This is a genomic window from Brevundimonas naejangsanensis, from assembly GCF_003627995.1.
GTDB lineage: Bacteria > Pseudomonadota > Alphaproteobacteria > Caulobacterales > Caulobacteraceae > Brevundimonas > Brevundimonas naejangsanensis_B.
This window is the reverse complement of record NZ_CP032707.1, coordinates 751,515-770,201: the sequence shown is the minus strand read 5'-3', so window position 1 is coordinate 770,201 and position 18,687 is coordinate 751,515. Positions and strand designations below refer to the sequence as shown.

The 18,687-nt window shown below is 70.0% G+C and carries 18 protein-coding genes and 1 tRNA gene; 11 read left to right on the top strand and 8 right to left on the bottom strand.

The window, feature by feature from the left end:
* Positions 1–3: 3 nt before the first annotated feature.
* From D8I30_RS03600 to D8I30_RS03580, 5 genes are all read left to right on the top strand, one after another.
* The gene (locus D8I30_RS03600) at positions 4–441 is read left to right on the top strand and encodes a hypothetical protein (protein WP_240387311.1); all 438 of its coding nucleotides are present in this window, start codon (positions 4–6) and stop codon (positions 439–441) included.
* Positions 442–451: 10 nt separating this feature from the next.
* Positions 452–649 carry a helix-turn-helix transcriptional regulator gene (locus tag D8I30_RS03595; RefSeq protein WP_121481526.1) on the top strand — a complete coding sequence of 66 codons (198 nt, stop codon included), beginning with the start codon at positions 452–454 and terminating at the stop codon, positions 647–649.
* A 39-nt stretch (positions 650–688) separates the two neighbouring features.
* Complete coding sequence (locus tag D8I30_RS03590) at positions 689–1,639, top strand: TraB/GumN family protein (RefSeq protein ID WP_121483369.1); 951 nt, start codon at positions 689–691, stop codon at positions 1,637–1,639.
* A gap of 89 nt (positions 1,640–1,728) precedes the next feature.
* Positions 1,729–1,803: transfer RNA gene (locus D8I30_RS03585), tRNA-Gly, on the top strand.
* Positions 1,804–1,834: 31 nt separating this feature from the next.
* Complete coding sequence (locus D8I30_RS03580) at positions 1,835–3,010, top strand: M24 family metallopeptidase (RefSeq protein ID WP_121481525.1); 1,176 nt, start codon at positions 1,835–1,837, stop codon at positions 3,008–3,010.
* 70 nt (positions 3,011–3,080) lie between these two features.
* On the opposite strand, the gene D8I30_RS03575 is transcribed toward D8I30_RS03580, so the two are convergent.
* The gene (locus D8I30_RS03575) at positions 3,081–5,876 is read right to left on the bottom strand and encodes a M14 family metallopeptidase (RefSeq protein WP_121481524.1); all 2,796 of its coding nucleotides are present in this window, start codon (positions 5,874–5,876) and stop codon (positions 3,081–3,083) included.
* A 365-nt stretch (positions 5,877–6,241) separates the two neighbouring features.
* On the opposite strand from D8I30_RS03575, the gene D8I30_RS03570 reads away from it, so the two are divergent.
* Together D8I30_RS03570 and D8I30_RS03565 are read left to right on the top strand one after the other, a co-directional pair.
* The gene (locus tag D8I30_RS03570) at positions 6,242–7,513 is read left to right on the top strand and encodes a dicarboxylate/amino acid:cation symporter (RefSeq protein ID WP_121481523.1); all 1,272 of its coding nucleotides are present in this window, start codon (positions 6,242–6,244) and stop codon (positions 7,511–7,513) included.
* Positions 7,514–7,807: 294 nt separating this feature from the next.
* Positions 7,808–8,479 carry a helix-turn-helix transcriptional regulator gene (locus D8I30_RS03565; protein ID WP_121481522.1) on the top strand — a complete coding sequence of 224 codons (672 nt, stop codon included), beginning with the start codon at positions 7,808–7,810 and terminating at the stop codon, positions 8,477–8,479.
* Between the two features lie 4 nt (positions 8,480–8,483).
* On the opposite strand, the gene D8I30_RS03560 is transcribed toward D8I30_RS03565, so the two are convergent.
* A complete protein-coding gene (locus tag D8I30_RS03560; protein WP_121481521.1) occupies positions 8,484–8,729 on the bottom strand; it encodes a hypothetical protein in 246 nt (81 codons plus the stop codon).
* A gap of 138 nt (positions 8,730–8,867) precedes the next feature.
* On the bottom strand, positions 8,868–9,383 hold the full coding sequence (locus tag D8I30_RS03555) for a hypothetical protein (RefSeq protein WP_121481520.1): 516 nt from the start codon (positions 9,381–9,383) through the stop codon (positions 8,868–8,870).
* A gap of 147 nt (positions 9,384–9,530) precedes the next feature.
* Between D8I30_RS03555 and D8I30_RS03550 the strand changes: the two genes are divergently transcribed.
* Together D8I30_RS03550 and D8I30_RS03545 are read left to right on the top strand one after the other, a co-directional pair.
* A complete protein-coding gene (locus tag D8I30_RS03550) occupies positions 9,531–10,733 on the top strand; it encodes a threonine ammonia-lyase (protein ID WP_121481519.1) in 1,203 nt (400 codons plus the stop codon).
* Positions 10,714–11,256 carry an FKBP-type peptidyl-prolyl cis-trans isomerase gene (locus tag D8I30_RS03545; RefSeq protein WP_121481518.1) on the top strand — a complete coding sequence of 181 codons (543 nt, stop codon included), beginning with the start codon at positions 10,714–10,716 and terminating at the stop codon, positions 11,254–11,256. The genes D8I30_RS03550 and D8I30_RS03545 overlap by 20 nt, the downstream gene beginning before the upstream one ends.
* Positions 11,257–11,387: 131 nt before the next feature.
* On the opposite strand, the gene queG is transcribed toward D8I30_RS03545, so the two are convergent.
* The 3 genes from queG to D8I30_RS03530 all read right to left on the bottom strand — a co-directional run bounded on the left by queG (position 11,388) and on the right by D8I30_RS03530 (position 14,301).
* Positions 11,388–12,530 carry a tRNA epoxyqueuosine(34) reductase QueG gene (queG, locus tag D8I30_RS03540; protein WP_121481517.1) on the bottom strand — a complete coding sequence of 381 codons (1,143 nt, stop codon included), beginning with the start codon at positions 12,528–12,530 and terminating at the stop codon, positions 11,388–11,390.
* Between the two features lie 25 nt (positions 12,531–12,555).
* Positions 12,556–13,242: a glutathione S-transferase family protein gene (locus D8I30_RS03535; RefSeq protein WP_121481516.1), complete on the bottom strand. Its 687-nt coding sequence runs from the start codon at positions 13,240–13,242 to the stop codon at positions 12,556–12,558.
* A 66-nt stretch (positions 13,243–13,308) separates the two neighbouring features.
* Complete coding sequence (locus D8I30_RS03530) at positions 13,309–14,301, bottom strand: cation diffusion facilitator family transporter (RefSeq protein WP_121481515.1); 993 nt, start codon at positions 14,299–14,301, stop codon at positions 13,309–13,311.
* 133 nt (positions 14,302–14,434) lie between these two features.
* Between D8I30_RS03530 and D8I30_RS03525 the strand changes: the two genes are divergently transcribed.
* Positions 14,435–15,241 (top strand): undecaprenyl-diphosphate phosphatase, encoded by an 807-nt coding sequence (locus tag D8I30_RS03525; protein ID WP_121481514.1) that lies wholly within the window; start codon positions 14,435–14,437, stop codon positions 15,239–15,241.
* A 233-nt stretch (positions 15,242–15,474) separates the two neighbouring features.
* On the opposite strand, the gene D8I30_RS03520 is transcribed toward D8I30_RS03525, so the two are convergent.
* Both D8I30_RS03520 and D8I30_RS03515 read right to left on the bottom strand, forming a co-directional pair.
* On the bottom strand, positions 15,475–16,446 hold the full coding sequence (locus D8I30_RS03520; RefSeq protein WP_121481513.1) for a complex I NDUFA9 subunit family protein: 972 nt from the start codon (positions 16,444–16,446) through the stop codon (positions 15,475–15,477).
* Positions 16,447–16,575: 129 nt separating this feature from the next.
* A complete protein-coding gene (locus D8I30_RS03515; protein ID WP_121481512.1) occupies positions 16,576–18,243 on the bottom strand; it encodes an amidohydrolase in 1,668 nt (555 codons plus the stop codon).
* A gap of 154 nt (positions 18,244–18,397) precedes the next feature.
* Between D8I30_RS03515 and D8I30_RS03510 the strand changes: the two genes are divergently transcribed.
* Positions 18,398–18,685: a DUF3303 family protein gene (locus tag D8I30_RS03510; RefSeq protein ID WP_121481511.1), complete on the top strand. Its 288-nt coding sequence runs from the start codon at positions 18,398–18,400 to the stop codon at positions 18,683–18,685.
* Positions 18,686–18,687: the final 2 nt, after the last annotated feature.

The window sequence follows — 18,687 nt, the reverse complement described above, 5'->3', positions numbered from 1 at the left end:
CCCATGAAATCGAAGAAACCTCTCGGCCCGAAGGGCGTCGCGGCCATGGTGGGCCTGGTCTTGCTGCTCGGCTTCGTCGGCGGGCTCGGCAGCGGCTTCCTCTCCGAGCGTCCCGGATCGGCGGGATTCTGGACGACCGTGATCTTCACCTGCGTGGTGATGGCGGGGGTCCTGGGCGTGTCCTTCTGGTGGTGGCGTCGCCTCGACGAGGCCGCGCGCGAGGCGCACAAATGGGCCTGGTACTGGGGCGGCAGCACCGGAATGCTGATCGGCCTGGTGCTCATGATCATGCTGACGACGCGCCCGGCGGACATCGTCATTCCGGCGCCCTTGGGCGAGACGCCCGCCGATCTGGTCGGGGCCGGCATGCTGGCCATTCTTCTGTTCCAACTCGTCGGCTACGGCCTGGCCTGGGCCTGGTGGTGGCTGGGTCGGCGTTGAGGGCAACCGCATGAAGAACCGTCTCAAGGTGCTGCGCGCCGAGCGCGACTGGAGCCAGGCGCACCTAGCCGACGAACTGGGCGTGTCGCGCCAGACGGTGAACGCGCTGGAGACCGGCCGCTACGACCCCTCTCTGCCGCTGGCCTTCAAGATCGCCCGCCTGTTCGAGATGCCGATCGAGGCCATCTTCCTCGACGACGAGGATTGAGAGCTGCGTTTCGTCCGCCTTTCCCTCATGGAGCCTGACATGATCCGCCGTCTCTGGAGCCGCGTCGCCGCCTGCGCCTCCGCCGCCGTCCTGGCTGCTGCGCTGCTGGCGCCGACGACGCCGGCCTTCGCCCAGGCGCCCGCCGCCGCTGATCCGGCCGCGGTGGTCAATGCGCCCGCCGGGTCGGGCCCGCGCCTGTGGGTGGTGAAGGACGCGGATTCGACTCTCTACCTGTTCGGCACCGTCCACGTGCTGAAGCCCGAGACGCCCTGGGGCAGCGAGAAGCTGAACCGCGCCTTCGCCGCCGCCGACGAATACTGGTTCGAGATCGCCGACCTGAACGACGTGTCCGGCGCCCTGCCGGTCATTCAGGCCAAGGGGGTGTCGCCCGACCGGCCCCTGTCCAGTCTGCTGACCGCCGAGGAACAGGCCGATCTGGACGCCGCCGCCCGCCAGGTCGGGGTCACGGCCGCCCAGCTCGACCCCCTGCGGCCTTGGTTCGCGGCGCTGCAACTGACGGTGGCCGCCGTGACCAAGGCCGGTTACCTGCCGCAGAACGGCGGCGATCAGGTGCTGCACGCCCGCGCCGCCGCGGCCGGCAAGCCGATCAAGGGCTTCGAGACCATGCCGCAGCAGATCAATCTGATCGCCGACATGTCGGAAGGGGCCCAGCTGGCCATGCTCCGCTCCGGCCTCAAGGAGTTCGACCAGGCGCCCGAGTTCCTGGGCCGCATGGTCGCGGCCTGGGCCAGCGGCGACGTGGACAGCCTCGACGCCCTGATCGGCCGGGAGATGAAGGCGGAATCGCCCGAGATGTACGAGGTCATGCTGACCCGTCGCAACGCCGACTGGACCGATCAGATCATGGCCCTGCTGGACGGCTCGGGCACGGCCTTCATCTCGGTCGGCGCCGGCCATCTGGCGGGGGCGGACAGCGTCCAAGCCATGCTGGCCAAGCGCGGCGCCGTGGTCGAGGAAGTCCGCGACTGACCGCTTCGGCAAAAAACCGCAGGCCCGGCCCCGCCGGGCCTTTTCTTTTGCCCGCCGCCCTATATCTTCCCGGTCCGCCTCGGCGCGGCGCGGGTATAGTTCAGAGGTAGAACGTCAGCTTCCCAAGCTGAATGTCGCGAGTTCGATTCTCGCTACCCGCTCCAACGCCGCGCGGATTATCGGTTATGCTGGGGCATGACCTTCATGCCTCCCTCCGCTTCTCCCATCAGCGCCGATGAAAGGCGCTCCCGCATCCAGGCTCTGGCCGCCCAGCTTCAGGCTCAGGGCCTGGCCGCCCTTCTGGTCGGTCCGACGGCGTCGTTGCGCTATTTCACCGGTCTGGACTGGCATCCCTCCGAGCGCCTGACCGGCGCCCTGATCCACGCCGACGGGCGGCTGGAATACGTCTGCCCCCGCTTCGAGCTGGACAAGGTGTCGGCCGTGATGTCGGGCGAGACCGCCGTGGCCGGCGAGGTCCTGACCTGGGAAGAGGACGAGAGCCCCTACGCCCTGGTCGCGGGCCGGGTGCCGGCCGGCGGGCGTCTGGCGGTGGACGACCAGGCCGCGACCTTCATCTGGCTGGGGCTGGCCCGCGCGCTCGGCGCCGAGCGCCTGGTCGACGGCGGCCCGCTGATCGTGGCGCTGCGCCGCATCAAGTCGCCCGCCGAGATCGCCCTGCTGACGCGAGCCAAGGCCATTACGCTGGAGGTCCATCGCCGCGCCCACGCCTGGCTGAAGGAGGGCGTGCTGACGTCGGAGGTCAAACGCTTCATCGACGCCGAGCACCGCGCCCTGGGCGGCGAGGGCGGCTCGTGGTTCTGCCTCGTCTCGTTCGGCGACGACACCTGCCTGCCGCACGGGGGCGAGGGCGACCGCGCGCTGAAGGTCGACGATGTGGTGCTGATCGATACGGGGACGCTGATCGACGGCTATCACTCCGACATCACCCGCACCTATGTCTTCGGCGAGCCCACGCCCGAATTCCGTCGCGTGTGGGAACATGAGAAGCAGGCCCAGGCCCTGGCCTTCGAGGCGGCGCAGATCGGCGCGACGTGCGAGAGCGTGGACGCGGCGGCGCGAGACTATCTGACCGGTCTCGGCTACGGCCCCGACTATCGCCTGCCGGGCCTGCCGCACCGCACCGGCCACGGCGTCGGCCTGGATATCCACGAGGCGCCGAACCTGGTGCGCGGCGACCGCACCGTGCTGGCGCCGGGCATGTGCTTCTCCAACGAGCCCATGCTGGTCATCCCCGGCCGGTTCGGCGTGCGGCTGGAGGACCACTTCTACATGGGCGAGGCTGGCCCGGTGTGGTTCACCACGCCCCAGCATAGCCTGGACGATCCGTTCGGCGCCGAAGCGGCGGGCTGACACTCGGCGTGAATTCAGCCTTCTGAAAATGAGACGACGGCGGCCCGCCTGGGGCCGCCGTCGCTTCGGCTTAGCGGGGCTCGCCGGTCGTCGCCGGGCCGTAGAACAGGGCGTTGAACAGCAGCCGCGACGAGGCGCGCGCCTGGGCGCGGTTGACCACGTCGGGGCCCAGGACGATGACGCGGCCCTGACCGTGCTCGAGGTCCAGCACGGCGTCGGCGCCCGACAGCTTGTCCGAGCCGATGGCCCAGCCGCTCGAGACCGACACCTGCTGCGGATAGCGCACCAGCGACGCCCCTTCGCCCGCATGGCGGAAGCCCGCGTTGCGGTTGAAGAAGACGTCCATCTGACGCGGGGCGCCGAAGGTCAGGGGGCGGCTGTTGTCGACCTCGGTCTTCAGCACCGCGCCGGGGATGAAGAAGTCGGTCGAGGCCAAGGGCTTGCCGTCGGCCGTGGTCAGGACGTCCTGCACGGGCGCGCCCAGGGCGGCCGCCAGGCGGTGGGCCGAGCCGATGGTGACGACGCTGCCGCCGCCGCGCACGAAGGCGTCGATCTGCGGCACGGTCTTCTCGGCGGTGATGTGGCCCAGCCAGCCGCGATACTCGGCCGGGATGGTCTCGGGCGCCGGCTGGTCGCGCTGGGCCGAGGCCGACAGGTCGGCCGGGATCATGTCCGAGGCGAAGACCAGGACGTCGAAATCCTTGGCCAGGTCGCCGGCGTCGAGGCGCTGGGGATGGATGACCTCGAACGGATATTCGAACTGCTCCAGCATCCAGCGGGTCCAGCCCGAGGCCATGGAGCCGCCGTAGCGGTCGACCAGGCCGACGCGGACCGGCTTCAGGGCGATCCGGTCGCCGCCGGGGGCGCGGGCGGCGGCGTGGGCGTTCAGGCCCAGGTCGCGCACGGCGGCCTCGACGATCGGACGCGCCTTTTCGTCGGCCGGAATCCACAGCGCGCCGGGGGCCAGGGTCGCGCGGCCCGCGCGGGTCTCGCCTTCCTGCCAATAGACCGGCACGCCCGCCGCCAGCAGGCGGTTGGTCAGGATGTAGCCGTTGACCGGCGCGTGGTCGATCAGCCAGCCGGCGCGGCCCGAGCCCTCGATCTTGCCGGGCGGCGGGGCCATGACGTCGGCGACGCGCTCGGTCGGGGCCTCGAAGCCGTCCAGGATGCGGTCGAACTTGACCCCCATCTGCAGCGCCAGGGTGTAGCCGGTGGCGTCATAGGGCAGGGCGGGCGGGCCGCCCGGATACTGCAGGTCGTGCGGGTGGTCCTGCGGCTCGAACATGTCCAGCACGTGCGGGCGATAGGCCTGGGCCGTCTTCACCACATAGGAGCCGGCCGGATAGGTCTTGCCCCCGATGGTGAAGGCGCGGGTGGCGCGCTCCACGTCGACGCCCGTCTTGATCAGGCTGTTGAGGAAGGCGACGGCGGTGGGCAGGTCGGCCTGGTCCGCCGGGATGACGTAGCCGCGCGGATCGCGGCGCGCCGGATCGCGCAGCACGCTGTCATAGAGGGCCGGGTCGACGCCCCGACGACCTGGCTGGGCGTTGTCGCCGGCCGCGGCCTGCAGGGCCTCGACCGCCGAGGGGGTGACGCGCCAGGTGTCGGCATTGCCCTTGTCGATGGCGTTCTGGCCCATGCGCCAGATGTTGAACAGCACCCGGTCCTTGTTGCGCGAGGCGTAGTTCAGCACGGCGCGGTTGATCGACAGGGAGTAGTCGATCGACTGGCGGAAATGCCAGGTCTGCGGCGCGACCGGCATGGGCAGGTCGTTGCGCGGCAGCTGGTTCTGCGGGATCAGGCTGATCTGGCTGGGCGTCGGATGGCCGGTGATCTCGGTCAGCAGGCCGACCGCGTTGTGGAAATAGGTGACGGAGCGCTCCATCCCGTTGTTCCAGGTGGAGTAGCTGGCCCCGCTGCGCATGGTCGAGCCGGGCTTGCCTTCCTCGATCAGGCGGCTGTGCATGGCCGCGCCGACCTCGGACAGGGTGCTCATGACCAGCGGGTCGTAGTTGTAGTTGAAGGGATCGCGGAACGGCGGCATGAAGACCACGGTCCCCGCCGGCGCCGTCTGGTGGTGGTTGTAGATGATCTGCGGGAACCACTCGCGGAAGAACTGCCGGTTGACGTTGGTCGTCTCGGCCATGGCCGACAGGTAGTAGTCGCGGTTGTTATCGTGGCCGACGTACTTCTGGTACAGCTGGGGGATCGAGGCGTACTCGCGCTTCAGCGGGTCCTCGTTGCGCATGTACCAGGTCGAGACCAGCTCCCAGCCGTCCGGGTTCAGCGGCGCGAACAGGATGACCACGTCGTCCAGGATGCGCTTGGCCTCGGCGTCCTCGGCGGTCAGCCACTCATAGAGGGCGGCGATCAGGGCCTGGGGCGGCACCGTCTCGGTGGAGTGCAGCCCGCCGTCGATCCAGACCACGGCCTTGCCCTCTCCGGCCAGGGCGCGGGCCTCGGCCTCGCTGACGCCTTCAGCTTTCGCGAGGCGGCGCGCGATCTCCTGATAGCGGTCGATGTTGGCCAGGTTGGCCGGCGAGGAGACGATCGAGAGATATTGCGTCCGTCCTTCGGACGACTTGCCGATCTCGACCAGCTTCATCCGGTCCGACTGCCCGGCGAGGGTGTGCAGATAGCGTTCGAACTGGCTGTAGGTGATCAGGCGATAGTCGTCGCCGACCTCGTGGCCGAAGGCCTCCAGCGGGGTGGTCAGGGCCCGGGCGGGCGCGGCGGTCGCGGCCGGGGCGACGGCGGGCGCGGAGAGGGTCGCCGCCTCCAGCGCCAGGACGCTGGTCGAGGACAGGGCCAGGGCGGCCAACCCGGCGGCCAGTCGTGTGGCCGGGCCGAGGATGGGACGGGACATGCAAACTCCTGATGCGTTCACTCAAAACGAGCCTTCTGCGAGGCTTGGCCGCAGCTTGGCCTGTTCGGCGCGGGGGCGCAATTTGCCGGGCGGCGCTTCGGCGCGCTTTTTCGCGTAATTTTTCTTCGCCGAGCTGCGCGAAGCGGGTGAGATCGATCCTGGCGGGGGAGCCGGCCGAAAAGCCCCGTCGCCGGCCGGGAATCCGGCGCGGGCAAGGGTTCGTCCGACGAAACCACGAGGAGTTCATTGGAGGGGCGGCGAATATCGGTTATTCGCTGGCCCTTATTTCGGACGGGGGGGGACCCTCCATCGGTTGCAACTGCGGTCCGGCCCCTGCCGGGCCCGCAAAGCTGGACGACTTTTGCATGAAACGCTTGTTCGCTTATCTCATCGTGGGAGCGATGATCCTGGGGGTCCTCGCGGGCTGGGGCCTCAATCATTTCCTCAGCGCCGACCAGGCCTCGGCGGCGGCGTCCAACCTCAATCTGGTCACGGACATCTTCCTGCGGCTGATCAAGATGATCATCGCGCCGCTGGTGTTCACCACCCTGGTGGCGGGCATCGCCCACATGGAGGACGCCGCCTCGGTCGGGCGGATCGGCGTCAAGACCATGACCTGGTTCATCGGCGCCTCGGTGGTGTCGCTGGTGCTGGGCCTGGTGATGGTGCAGCTGCTGCACCCGGGCTCGGGCATGCATCTGCCCGAGGCTGTGGCGGCGGCGGCCCCGGCGGCCTCGACGGACGCCTTCTCGCTGCACGGCTTCATCACCCATCTGGTGCCGACGTCGATCTTCGACGCCATGGCCAAGAACGAGATCCTGCAGATCGTCGTCTTCTCGGTCTTCGTCGGCACGGCGGTCGCCGCCCTGGACGACAAGGCCCCGGCGGTGCTGCACCTGGTCGAACAGGCCGCCTCCATCATGCTGAAGGTGACCGAGTTCGTGATGAAGCTGGCGCCCTTCGCCATCTTCGCCGCCCTGGCCTCGACCATCGCCACGCAAGGGTTGGAGATGCTGGGCACCTACGCCAAGTTCGTGCTGGGCTTCTACGGCTCCATGGGCGTGCTGTGGTTCCTGCTGTTCCTGGCCGGCGCCGTGGTGCTGGGCAAGCGGGTGATCCCGCTGTTCCAGGTCATCCGCACCCCGGCGCTGCTGGCCTTCTCGACCGCCAGTTCGGAAGCCGCCTATCCGCGCATCCTGGACGCCCTGCCGACCGTCGGCGTGCGTCGCCGCATCGTCAGCTTCGTCCTGCCGCTGGGCTATTCGTTCAACCTGGACGGATCGATGCTCTACTGCACCTTCGCCACCATGTTCATCATGCAGGCGCACGGGGTGCACCTCAGCGTCTCGCAGCAGATCTTCATGCTGCTGCTGCTGATGGTGACGTCCAAGGGGATCGCCGGCGTGCCGCGCGCCTCCCTGGTGGTCATCATGGCGACCCTGACCTACTTCGGCCTGCCGGAGGCGTGGATCGCCATCGTCCTGGGCGTCGACCACCTGCTCGACATGGGCCGCTCCGCGACCAACGTCGTCGGCAACTCCGTCGCCGCCGCCGTGGTGGCCAAGTGGGAGGGCGAACTGGACGACATGCCCGAGGCCGGCGGGACCGACGGCGCCGAAAAGCCGGCGGTCGCCTAGCGCGCCTCAACGTTCAAAGCGGAAACGGCGGTCCTGCGAAGGGCCGCCGTTTTCAATTGGGGCCCCGCTGTCCGCTGTCGCCTTATCCCCAGGTCGACGTGAAAATCATGCCACGTTCGGCCTACTTTCGGCGTTTCTTGATCGGTGGTTCGGAAATTTGGATTATTTGGAGCAATAAATATGTTCGTTCTGTGGGTATGCGCTATTGTGTCCACAGTGCTCAGGCGTTGCATCCTTTGAAGGCGCGGCGTGTTCAGGTCCGGGGACCCGCGCAAACTCCTGGAGCGTTTGACGTTGGAACAAGCTTTTTGGCAGACCGGCCGCGCGCGGCGCCGGGCCGGGGAGGAGGCGTGGGTCGCCCCCGATCGGCGCACCAATCCGGATCGCCGTCGACCGCCGTCGGGATCGCCTGACGACGCCGACGGCCAGTGCAACCGGGCCCTGGCCGCCTGGATCGACGGCGAGATGCGCGCGCGCCTGCTGGTCACGCGGGCGCTGGACGTGGTGTGGATGAACGAGGCCGCCCGCATCCTGCGCGAGGACGGCGAACTGTTCGGCGTCGAGGGCGGGCGCTTCGCGCCCCAGTCGCGCGTCCTGGCCCGCCTGGCGGCCCAGGCCAGGCCGGGCGAGGCGCGCTGCCTCGCGGCCCCGGGGGCGGACGGCCGCACCTGGGTGGTGTGGGCGCGCGAGGTGGCGACGTCGCCGACCTCCCTGATCGGCCTGACCCTGCAGCGCTCGGGCGGGGAGGTCCGCTTCCAGGCGCTGATCGAGACCCATCTGCTGTCGCCGTCCGAGGGGCGGATCGTCGAAATGCTGCTGGCCGGGATGGAGACCGGCCGTATCGCCCAGACCATGGACGTGTCGCTGGAGACGGTGCGCTCGCATCTCAAGCGCGCCTATCAGAAGATGGGCGTGCGCAGCCGGGGCGAACTGTTCGCCCAGGCCCTGGCCTTCGTCGGTCCCTGACGGTCTAGGGCGCGGTCAACGGGCTGAGGCCGGCCTCGACCGGCGGGGGCGCGGCGCTGTCCACCAGCAGGGGGCCCAGGGCGAAGGCCGCAGCGGCGGCGCCCGCCGACAGGGCCAGGACCGCCACCACCCCATAGGCGATCAGGGAGCGCGAGCGACGACGGCGAAAGCCGCCGGGCCGCACATTGCGCACCAGCACATAGGGGCGATTGCTGAAGGCCTCGGAGCCGATGATGTTGTGCTGGGACAAGAGACGCTCCCGACTGTCCACAAACGGAACAGGTCAGAGAGCGACTCCATGGGGCCAAAGGATGGCGAACGGCGGTCAAACGATCGCTGTCGATCGCCCCGAAAACGGCGGAGCTAACGGCTCAGCCGGCGGTCCGGCTCAGCCGCCGAGCGTGACGGTGACGGCCCGGCCGCCGCGCGTCTGCACCCGGCGCATCAGCACCATGATCTCGTCGCCGCCCTTGACCGGAGCGATCAGGAACCAGCTTCCGTCGGGCAGGCCCGAGAAGCGGAAGGCGTCGCCCGCGCAGGCGTTGGCCCGCTCATAGGAGCGGTAGTCGGCGCCCTGTTCCCCGGCGGAACGGGCGCGCACCACGGCGGCAGGCACGGCGGCGCGGTCCGAGGCGCCGTACAGCCGTTCGATCCGGGCGCGGGTGTAGCGGGTGTCGGGGATCAGGCCGACGTTGCCGACGCAGTGGAACGTCTTTCCATCCTGGGCGAAAGCCACCCGGCCCTCGATCGAGGCCTGGCCCGCCCGGGTCGACCAGGCGAAGTCGTCGGCGCTGAACACGGCGGGGCCGGCGGCGCCGCCCATCGGCGTGGTCGCGCAGGCGCTGAGGGCCAGGCCGCCCGCCAGGACGGCGGCGAGGGCGATGGAGGGGCGACGGGTCGACATGGCAGGGCTCCCGAAACTCGTTTCAAGCTCTACGGCATGACGCCCGAAGGCGAGGCGAGTCAAGGTTGCCCGCGGTCGCGGCCTGTTCCAAAAGGGACGCTGCAGACCGGACGACAGAGGCCGGCCGTAAACAAAATCAGGGACTTCATGACCGTCACCATCGACGACATCCGCGCGGCGCAGCAGCGCATCGCCGGCCAGGTCGACCGCACGCCCGTCCGCCATTCGCGCCGCCTGTCGCAACTGACCGGCGCCGAAATCTGGATCAAGTTCGACAACCTGCACTTCACCGGCAGCTTCAAGGAGCGCGGCGCCCTGAACCGCCTGCTGCAGCTGACGTCGGACGAGAAGAAGCGCGGCGTCGTCGCCGCCTCGGCCGGCAACCACGCCCAGGCCCTGGCCTACCACGGCGGCCGCCTGGGCGTGCCCGTGACCATCGTCATGCCGGAGGGCACCCCCTTCGTGAAGGTGGACGGCACGCGCGCCCATGGGGCCAATGTCGTCATCCACGGCCTCGACTTCTCGGCCTCGACCGAGGAGGCTAAGCGGCTCCAGGCCGAGCACGGCTACGTCTTCGTCTCGGCCTTCGACGATGAAGGCATCGTGGCGGGGCAGGGGGTCTGCGGGCTGGAGTTCGTCGAGGACGCGCCGGACCTCGACGCCCTGATCATCCCCATCGGCGGTGGCGGCCTGATCGCCGGCAGCGCCATCGCCGCCAAGGCGCTCAAGCCGGACATCAAGATCTTCGGCGTCGAGGCCGCCCGCTACCCCTCCTTCACCGCGCGGCGTCGCGGCGAGCCCGCCAAGTGCAGCGGCCAGACCATCGCCGAGGGCATCGCCATCAAGGCCGTGGGCGAGATCCCCTTCGCCCTGGCCGACGTCCTGATCGACGAGGTCTTCGTCTGCGAGGAGGCGGATTTCGAAAAGGGCGTGGCCCTGCTGGCGACGCTGGAGAAGACGGTGGCCGAGGGCGCCGGGGCCGGCGGCCTGGCCGCCATCCTGGCCAACCCCGAACGCTTCAAGGGCATGAAGGTCGGCATTGAGCTGACCGGGGGCAACATCGACGCCCGCATGCTGGCCGTGGTGCTGAACCGCGAAATGGTCCGCGAGAAACGCCTGATCGTCTATCGCATCCTGGGCGACGACCGCCCCGGCATGCTGTCGGCCATGGCCGCCGTGATCGGCGGTCTGGGCGGCAACATCATCGACGTGGTGCACAACCGGCTGGCGCTGGACGTGCCCGCCAAGGGCGCCGAGTTCGACATCATGGTCGAGACCCGCGACGCCCGTCATGCCGAGGAAATCGGCGCCGCTCTGAAGGACCAGGGTTATGAACTTCGCATGGGCTAAGCGCCCCTCCGCCGCCGCCCTCGCCGCGACCGCCCTTTTGGCCCTGGCCGCCTGCGGCCGCCCGGCCGCCGCGCCCGAGGACCTGGCCAGGAACGCAGCCGAAGCCGCCGCCTTCATGAAGCAGAACGCGACGGAAGAGGGCGTCCAGACCCTGCCGTCGGGCCTGCAGTACAAGGTCGTGGCCTCCGGCCCGGCGGGCGGCGTCAGCCCCGACCGCAACGACCTGGTAAAGGTCGACTACGAGGGCACGCTGACGGACGGGACGGTGTTCGACAGCTCGTTCAAGCGCGGCGCCCCGGCGGTCTTCTCGCCCGAGGGCGTGGTGCCCGGCTGGACCGAGGCCCTGCAGATGATGAAGCCCGGCGACGAGTGGATTCTCTTCCTGCCGCCCGAACTGGGCTACGGCGAGATGGGCGGCCCGCCGATGATCCCCGGCAATGCGGTGCTGGTGTTCCGGCTCAAGCTGCTGGACGTGGCCCCGGTGCCCGGCGGCGGCCGCGGCGTGGGCCAGGCCAGCGTTTAAGCTACGCCTCTCCCTCCCCGTCCCGGGGAGGGTGGTCGACGCGCAGTGGAGACCGGGTGGGGAGGGCTAGGTGATGCTGGGCGCGGCGCCTGAATAGCCTGGCCGCCCCTACCCGGCTTCGGCCTGACGGCTCAGCCACCCTCCCCGGGACGGGGAGGGAGAGGTGTCGCGCGCCACTCTTCGCGTACCGCCTCGTCCGCTTCCCCCGCCAGCCGGGCTTCGCGCGCCGCCTCGAACCGCTCCGGCGCCAGCCGCCCGAGCGCCCAAGTCGCCGCCCCACGCACCATGGACGCCGCATCATCCAGCAATCGCTCGACCGCACCGACCAGCCCCGTCTCGCCCGAATTGCCCGCCGCATAGAGCACATTGCGCAGGAACCGATCCCGCCCGATGCGCTTGACCGGGCTCTTGGCGAACAGGGTGCGGAAGGCCGGGTCGTCCAGCGCCAGCAGCTCGGCCAGAGGCGGCGACTTCAGCGCCTCGCGGGCCTGTAGCCGGGCCTCCGACGCCGCTTGCGCGAACTTGTTCCACGGGCACGCCGCCAGGCAGTCGTCGCAGCCGTAGATGCGGTTGCCCGTCGCGACGCGGAACTCGCGCGGCCAGGCGCCTGCGTATTCGATGGTCAGGTAGGACAGGCAGCGCCGGGCGTCGATCTGGAAGGGCGCCGGAAAGGCGTTCGTCGGACAGGCGTCCAGACAGGCGGTGCAGCGGCCGCAATGCTCGCTCTCGGCTTCGTCCGCCTCGATCTCGGCGGCGGTCAGGATGACGCCGAGGAACAGCCAGCTGCCGTGGGTGCGGCTCAGCAGATTGGTGTGCTTGCCCTGCCAGCCTAGCCCTGCACGCTGCGCCAGGGGCTTCTCCATCAGGGGGGCGGTGTCGACGAAGACCTTCACCTCCTGGCCCAGCCGGGCGGCGATCTGGCCGGCCAGGATCTTCAGCCGGCCCTTGATGACCTCGTGATAGTCGTCGCCGCGCGCATAGACGGAGATATAGCCCGCCGAGGGCTGGTCCAGTTCGGGCCGTGGGTCCTCATCCGGGCCGTAATTCATGCCCAGGACGATGGCGGTCCTGGCCCCGTCCCACATGGCGGTCGGGTGGGCGCGGCGCTCCAGCGTCGTCTCCATCCAGCCCATGTCGCCGTGACGGTCCGCCTCGACGAAGTGCGCCAGCTTCTCGCCCGCGCTCCACGGTTCGCTGGCCGAGGCGAAGCGGCACACGCCGAAGCCCAGTTCGGCGGCGCGCTGTCGGATGAAGATGCGGGGATCGGCCGCCATGAGGGCGCTTTAACGCCCGTCGCCCTCAGAAGTCGAGGTCGGCGTACCAGGGGGCCGGATGCACGCCGGGGAAACGGTCGCCCAGCAGCGGCCGGAAGCAGGGCCGCGACTTCAGCTTGGAGTACCACAGCTTCAGCGCCGGCCAGGAGGCCCAGGCGATCTCGCCGAAATAGTCCAGCACCGACAGATGTCCCGCCGCGATCAGGTCGGCCTGGCTGAGGCGACGCCCCGCCAGCCATTCGCGGCCGGACGCCAGCGGCTCCAGCAGCGACAGGTGGCTCCTCAGCGCCTCGCGGCCCTCGCGCAGCATGCGCGCATCCGGCGGACCCAGGCGCAGCAGGGGCTTCTCCATCCGCTCATGCAGCAGGACGGCGTCGACCTCGTCGGTGAAGCGGCGGCTGAACCAGGCGCCGAGGCGGCGCGCCTCGGCCCGCTCGGCCATGTCGGAGGGCAGCAGCAGGTCGCCCTTGGAGCGCTCCTCGATCCAGCCCAGGATGGCGTCGATCTCGCACAGGGTCAGGGCCTTGCCCTTCTCCGTCACCGTCAGGACCGGCGGCATGCCCGAGGGGTTCAGCTCGAACAGGGGGCAGTCGTCCTCCCACGGGCGGACGGGCTCCTCGCCATAGTCGATCTTGGCCTCGCCCAGCGCCAGCCGCGCCGCGCGCGAGGCCGGGTGAAAGGCGAAATGATAGAGGACGGCGGGTGCGGACATCGTTCGATCTTCATGCGCCCGTGCGCCTTAAGGCTCCGTTTACCGCGACGCGATCGTCGCCGGCGCTCAGGACCAGGGGCCGGGCCGCGCGGCGGGGGCCTCGGGCGCGACCGCTTCGACCGGCTTGTCCGGCGCCGTCGGCCGGGCCGAGGCGAAGGCGCCGCCGTGGGGCTCGGCCGCGCCGCGCGGATCGGCGTGGATCAGGATGTCGGCGTGGGGGAAGGCCTTGAGCACCCGTTTCTCGGCCTCCAGCACGATGTCGTGCGCGGCTTTCAGGCTGAGGTCGGGGTCCAGGTCGACGTGCATCTGCACCATCAGGGCCTGGCCGGCCATGCGGGTGCGCAACTGATGGACGTTGGTGATGCGGGCGTCCTCGCCGACGGCGGCGACGATGGCGGCGCGGTCGGCGTCGGGCGCGGCCCGGTCCAGCAGGTGGCCGGCGGCGTCCTTGAGCAGGCTGACCGCCCCCCAGGCCAGCCAGACCGCGACCACCAGGCCCGCTGCCGCGTCCAGCCCCGGCGCCCTGAGGAAGGCGCCCGCGACCACGCCGATCAGCACCACGACGTTGGCGGCCAGGTCGGCGGCGTAGTGGGCGCGGTCCCCCGCCACGGCCAGGGAGCCGGTCTTCTTCATCGCCTGGGTCTGCATCCACACCAGGCCCGCCGTGATGGCGATGGACAGGAGCACGACCCCCACGGCCCAGCCGCCGGACGTCACCGGGCGCGGATCGAAGATGCGCTGCAGCGCCTCCCAGCCGATGAAGACGCCCGAGGCCAGCACCATGCCCGACTGCACCAGGGAGGCCAGGCCCTCGGCCTTGCCGTGGCCGTAGCGGTGCTCCTCGTCCGGCGAAGCGGCGGCCCAGCGCACGGCGAAGAAGGTCGCCAGCGAGGCCACCAGGTCCAGCGCCGAATCCGCCAGGCTGGCCAGGATGGACACCGACCCGGAGGCCCCCAGGGCGAAGGCCTTCATGACGATCAGCAGGACCGCCGTGGCCACCGACAGGGCGGTGATCCGGCGCGTGGTCTCATGGGCGGCGTCGAGGGCGGAGGCGGTCATTTCCCCGCCCTTGTCGCGCAAAACCGCGCCCGCGCCAATGGCGGTGGCCGCGGCGGGACGCTAAGAAGAGCGCCGAGGCGGCGCGCGGCGCGGTGCCCGCGACCCCAATGACAGACATGGCGATGGAGCATTCATGGCGGACTGGCTGACGGCGATCCTCCTGGGTCTGGTCGAGGGATTGACCGAGTTCATTCCGGTGTCGTCCACCGGCCACCTGCTGTTGCTGGGGCATTTCCTCGGCTTCGAGAGCACCGGCAAGACCTTCGAGATCGTCATCCAGCTGGGCGCCCTGCTGGCCATCATCAGCGTCTATTTCAAGCGGCTGTGGCAACTGGCCACGCGCTGGCCCTTCGATCCGGCGGCGCGGCGCTTCCTGATCGGCCTGCTGGTCGCCTTCCTGCCCGCCGTGGTGATCGGCTTCCTGGCCTACGGCTTCATCAAGACGGTGCTGTTCGAGACGCCGCTGGTCGTCTGTATCGCCCTGATCGTCGGCGGGGTGCTGCTGCTGTGGCTGGACCGGATGGACAAGGTCCCGGTCCATCTCGACGCCGACCGCTACCCCTTCCGCGTCTATTTCCTAATCGGCCTGTTCCAGTGCCTGGCCATGATCCCCGGCGTGTCGCGCTCGGGCGCCACCATCGCCGGCGGCTTGCTGCTGAAGACCGACAAGCGCTCGGCGGCCGAGTTCAGCTTCTTCCTGGCCCTGCCGACCATGGGGGCGGCGGTGGCCTATGACCTGTTCAAGAACCGCGCCGTGCTGGACTTCAGCGATTTCGGCCTGATCGCCGTGGGCTTCATCGCCGCCTTCCTGACGGCCCTGGCGGTGGTGCGCTTCCTGCTGGACTTCGTGTCCAAGCGCGGCTTCGGCCCCTTCGCCTGGTGGCGGATCGTGGTCGGCGTGGCCGGCATCATCGGCCTGGCGGCCACGGGGGCGCTGTAAGCTTTCCTCCCCACGCCGTGGGGAGGAAAGGCAAGGACACCTCCTCGTGCGCCGTCATCCTCGGGCTTGACCCGAGGATCGAGTTGTCCGCCCTTCGACATCGGAAAAATGGAGCGCGCGTCGTCTCTGGATCCTCGGGTCAGGCCCGAGGATGACGGAGCCAAGAGAGCGCCGCCCAAGAAAAAACCCCTCGGGACGCCGGTCCCGAGGGGTTTTTCACAAGCGGTCCGCGATCAATCCGCCGGGTTCTCGGCGTACTGGCCGCCGTCGCGGTAGCGCCACAGATAGTTCGGGGCGATGGCCTCCAGGCCCGAGGGCTCGATCCCCAGGTCGGCCAGACCCTTGGCGCCCGGCGAGACGACGTTGTCCGTCTCCAGCAGCGTCACCTGGTCCTTGGTCAGTTGCGGCGTCAGGCCGATCACGGCCGGGATCTGGGCCAGGGAACCGATGATGCGGGCGATCGGGAAGGGCAGAGGCAGCAGGAGGTTGCGGCGGTTGGTCTCGCGCAGGATGAACTTGAGGATGTCCTCGAAGGTCCAGACCGACGGCCCGCCCAGTTCATAGGTCTGGCCCTCGGCCTCGGTCGAGACGGTCGCGGTGGCGACCGCTTCGGCGACGTCGGCGACGTGGACCGGCTGGAACCTGGTGTGGCCGCCGCCGATCAGCGGCAGGACCGGCGACCAGGTCGCCATGGCGGCGAAGCGGTTCAGGAAGTTGTCGCCCGAGCCGAAGACGATCGACGGGCGGATGATCACGGCGCCGGGGAAGGCGGCGCGCACGGCGGCCTCGGCCTGGCCCTTGGTGCGGGCGTAGTCGGCCTTGCCGTTCGCGTCGGCGCCCAGGGCCGAGATGTGGGTCAGGCGCTTGGCGCCCGCCGCCTTGGCCGCCTCGGCGACGTTGACGGCGCCCTGGACGTGCAGGGTCTGGAATTTGCGGCTGCCCGTCTCGAACAGGATGCCGACCAGGTTGACCACGGCGTCGGCGCCCCGGACGGCCTCGGCCACGGCGGCCTTGTCGGTGATGTCGCAGCGGACGGTCTGGACCTGGCCGACGTCGCCGGTCATGCGCATCTCGGCGCCGCGCGTCGCATTGCGCACGGCCACGCGCACGCGCCAGCCGCGACGGGCCAGGGCGCGCACGACCTGGGTCCCGATGAAGCCCGAGCCTCCGAACACGGTGACCAGACCGGGGGCGAAATCAGCCATCTCAGACGCTCCAACGCCAAGCCCCGGCGCGACGGGCGGCCGGAGACGAAATCCTATGGGCGGGGCTTAACCGAAGCGGCCCCCGCCCGCAACGAGAAGGGGCGGGATTCCGCCGTCAGTCCGCCGCCGTCAGTCCGCCCGGTGGATGATCCGGCCGTCCACCACGGTCAGCACGGCCCGGCCCTTGGGAATAGCGGCGGCCGGGACGGTCATCAGGTCGATGTCGAAGGCGGTGAAGTCGCCGCGCTTGCCCACCTCGATGGTGCCCAGCTCGGCCTCGCGGAAGCTGGCGTAGGCCGGCCACAGGGTGAACATCTTCAACGCCGTCGCCCGGTCCACCGCCTCGTTCGGGCGCCAGTCCGGCCCCTGGAAGCCGTTCAGGTCGCGCCGCGCCACGGCGGCGTAGAACTCGATCAGCGGATCGCCCCGTTCGACGGGGGCGTCCGAGCCGCCCACCACGATCACGCTCCGATCGACCAGGGTGTGCCAGGCATAGGCCCCGTCCAGCCGCGCGTCGCCCAGGCGGTCGGCGGCGAAATGCAGGTCGCCGATGGCGTGGCTGGGCTGCATGGAGGCGATGATCGGCAGGTCGCTGAAGTAGTGATAGTCAGTCGGCCGGATGATCTGGGCGTGCTCGATGCGCCAGCGCGGATCGGCCAGCTTCCATTCGGCGCGCGGGACCTCGCGCATGACCTGTTCGTACCAGGCGGCGACCTCGTGGTTGCCCCGGTCGCCGATGGCGTGGGTGGCCAGCTGGATGCCGGTGCGCAGGGCCTCCTCATACAGGGGGACCATCTCCGCGCCCGAGGTCTGCATCAGGCCCGTCGTGCCCGGCTGGTCGCTGTACGGCTCGAACAGGGCCGCCCCACGCGAGCCCAGGGCCCCGTCGGCGTAGAATTTGACCGCCCGGGTGATGACGCGTCCGTCCGCCACGCTGCGCGGCCCCTGGGCCATCAGGGCGCGGGCGCCGTCGGGGGTGACGCTGTTGTAGACGCGCAAGGGCGCTTCGCCCTCGGCCGCCATCGTCTCGAGCAGCGGCACGTCCTTCCACGGCGCGCTCATGAAATGCACCCCGGTCCAGCCGTAGCGGGCATAGACGTCGAAGCCGGCGCGATAGGCCGCGCGGGTGGCCGCCGCGTCGGCCTGCGGCATCAGCTTGGACACCAGCTGTTCGGCGGCGTCGACCAGCAGGCCGGTGGGGCGGCCCTCGGCGTCCTTCAGGATGTCGCCGCCCGAGGGCGCCTGGGTCGTCGCATCCACCCCGGCGGCGGCCAGGGCGGCGCTGGAGGCGGCGACCGCATGGCCGTCGGCACGGCTCAGCAGCACCACCCGGCCCGGCGCGGCGGCGTCCAGGTCGTCGGCGGTCAGGAAGCGCTTCTCGGGCCAGTGGGTCTCGATCCAGCCGCGCCCGACGATGACGCCCTCGGGGTGGGCCTGGGCCCAGGCGGTCAGCCGCTGCATCGCCTCGACGACCGAGGCCGAGCCTTCTAGGTTCAGCGTCATCTCGCGCCAGCCGATGCCGTCCAGGTGGGCGTGGCCGTCGGTGAAGCCGGGGAACAGGGTCGCGCCCTTGAGGTCCACCGCCTCCAGCCCCTCGGCCGAGGGCGCGCCCGCCGCCGCCCCGACATAGGCGATGCGCCCGTCGCGCACGACGACGACCTCGGCGGTCGGCTGGGCCTCCGCGCCGGTGTGGATGGTCCCGCCCCGGATCAGCAGGTTCTGGGCGAAGGCCGCCGGGGCCGCCGCCAGCATGAGGGCGGCCGCCAAGGGCAGGGCTTTCAGAGTGGTTCGGATCATGAAGGTCTCCAGTCGCGGCGTAGGGAGCGTGCCGCAAGGCTCGGCGTCAAGTCTGGGGCGGGGGGACGCAGGGGCTTGCCGCAGATTGAAACGTTACTCGGGCGCCGGGTGTTGTCCCGTCATCGGAGCGGCGGATCAGACAACGGAGCGACCAATGCGCATGCTTTTGAAGGTTCAGATGGAGGTCGAGGCCGCCAATCGCGCGATCAAGGACGGGAGCCTGCCGAAGATCATCCAGCGCTTCACGGAGGCGGCCAAACCCGAGGGGGTCTGGTTCACCGCCCTGGGCGGCAAGCGCACCATGGTCGCCGTGTTCGATCTGGCTTCGACCGCCCAGATTCCGCCGCTGGCTGAACCTTTCTTCACCGAGCTGAACGCCTCCTTTGAGATCAACCCGGCCATGGATGCGGCCGACCTGCAGGCAGGCCTTTCGAAGCTGTGATC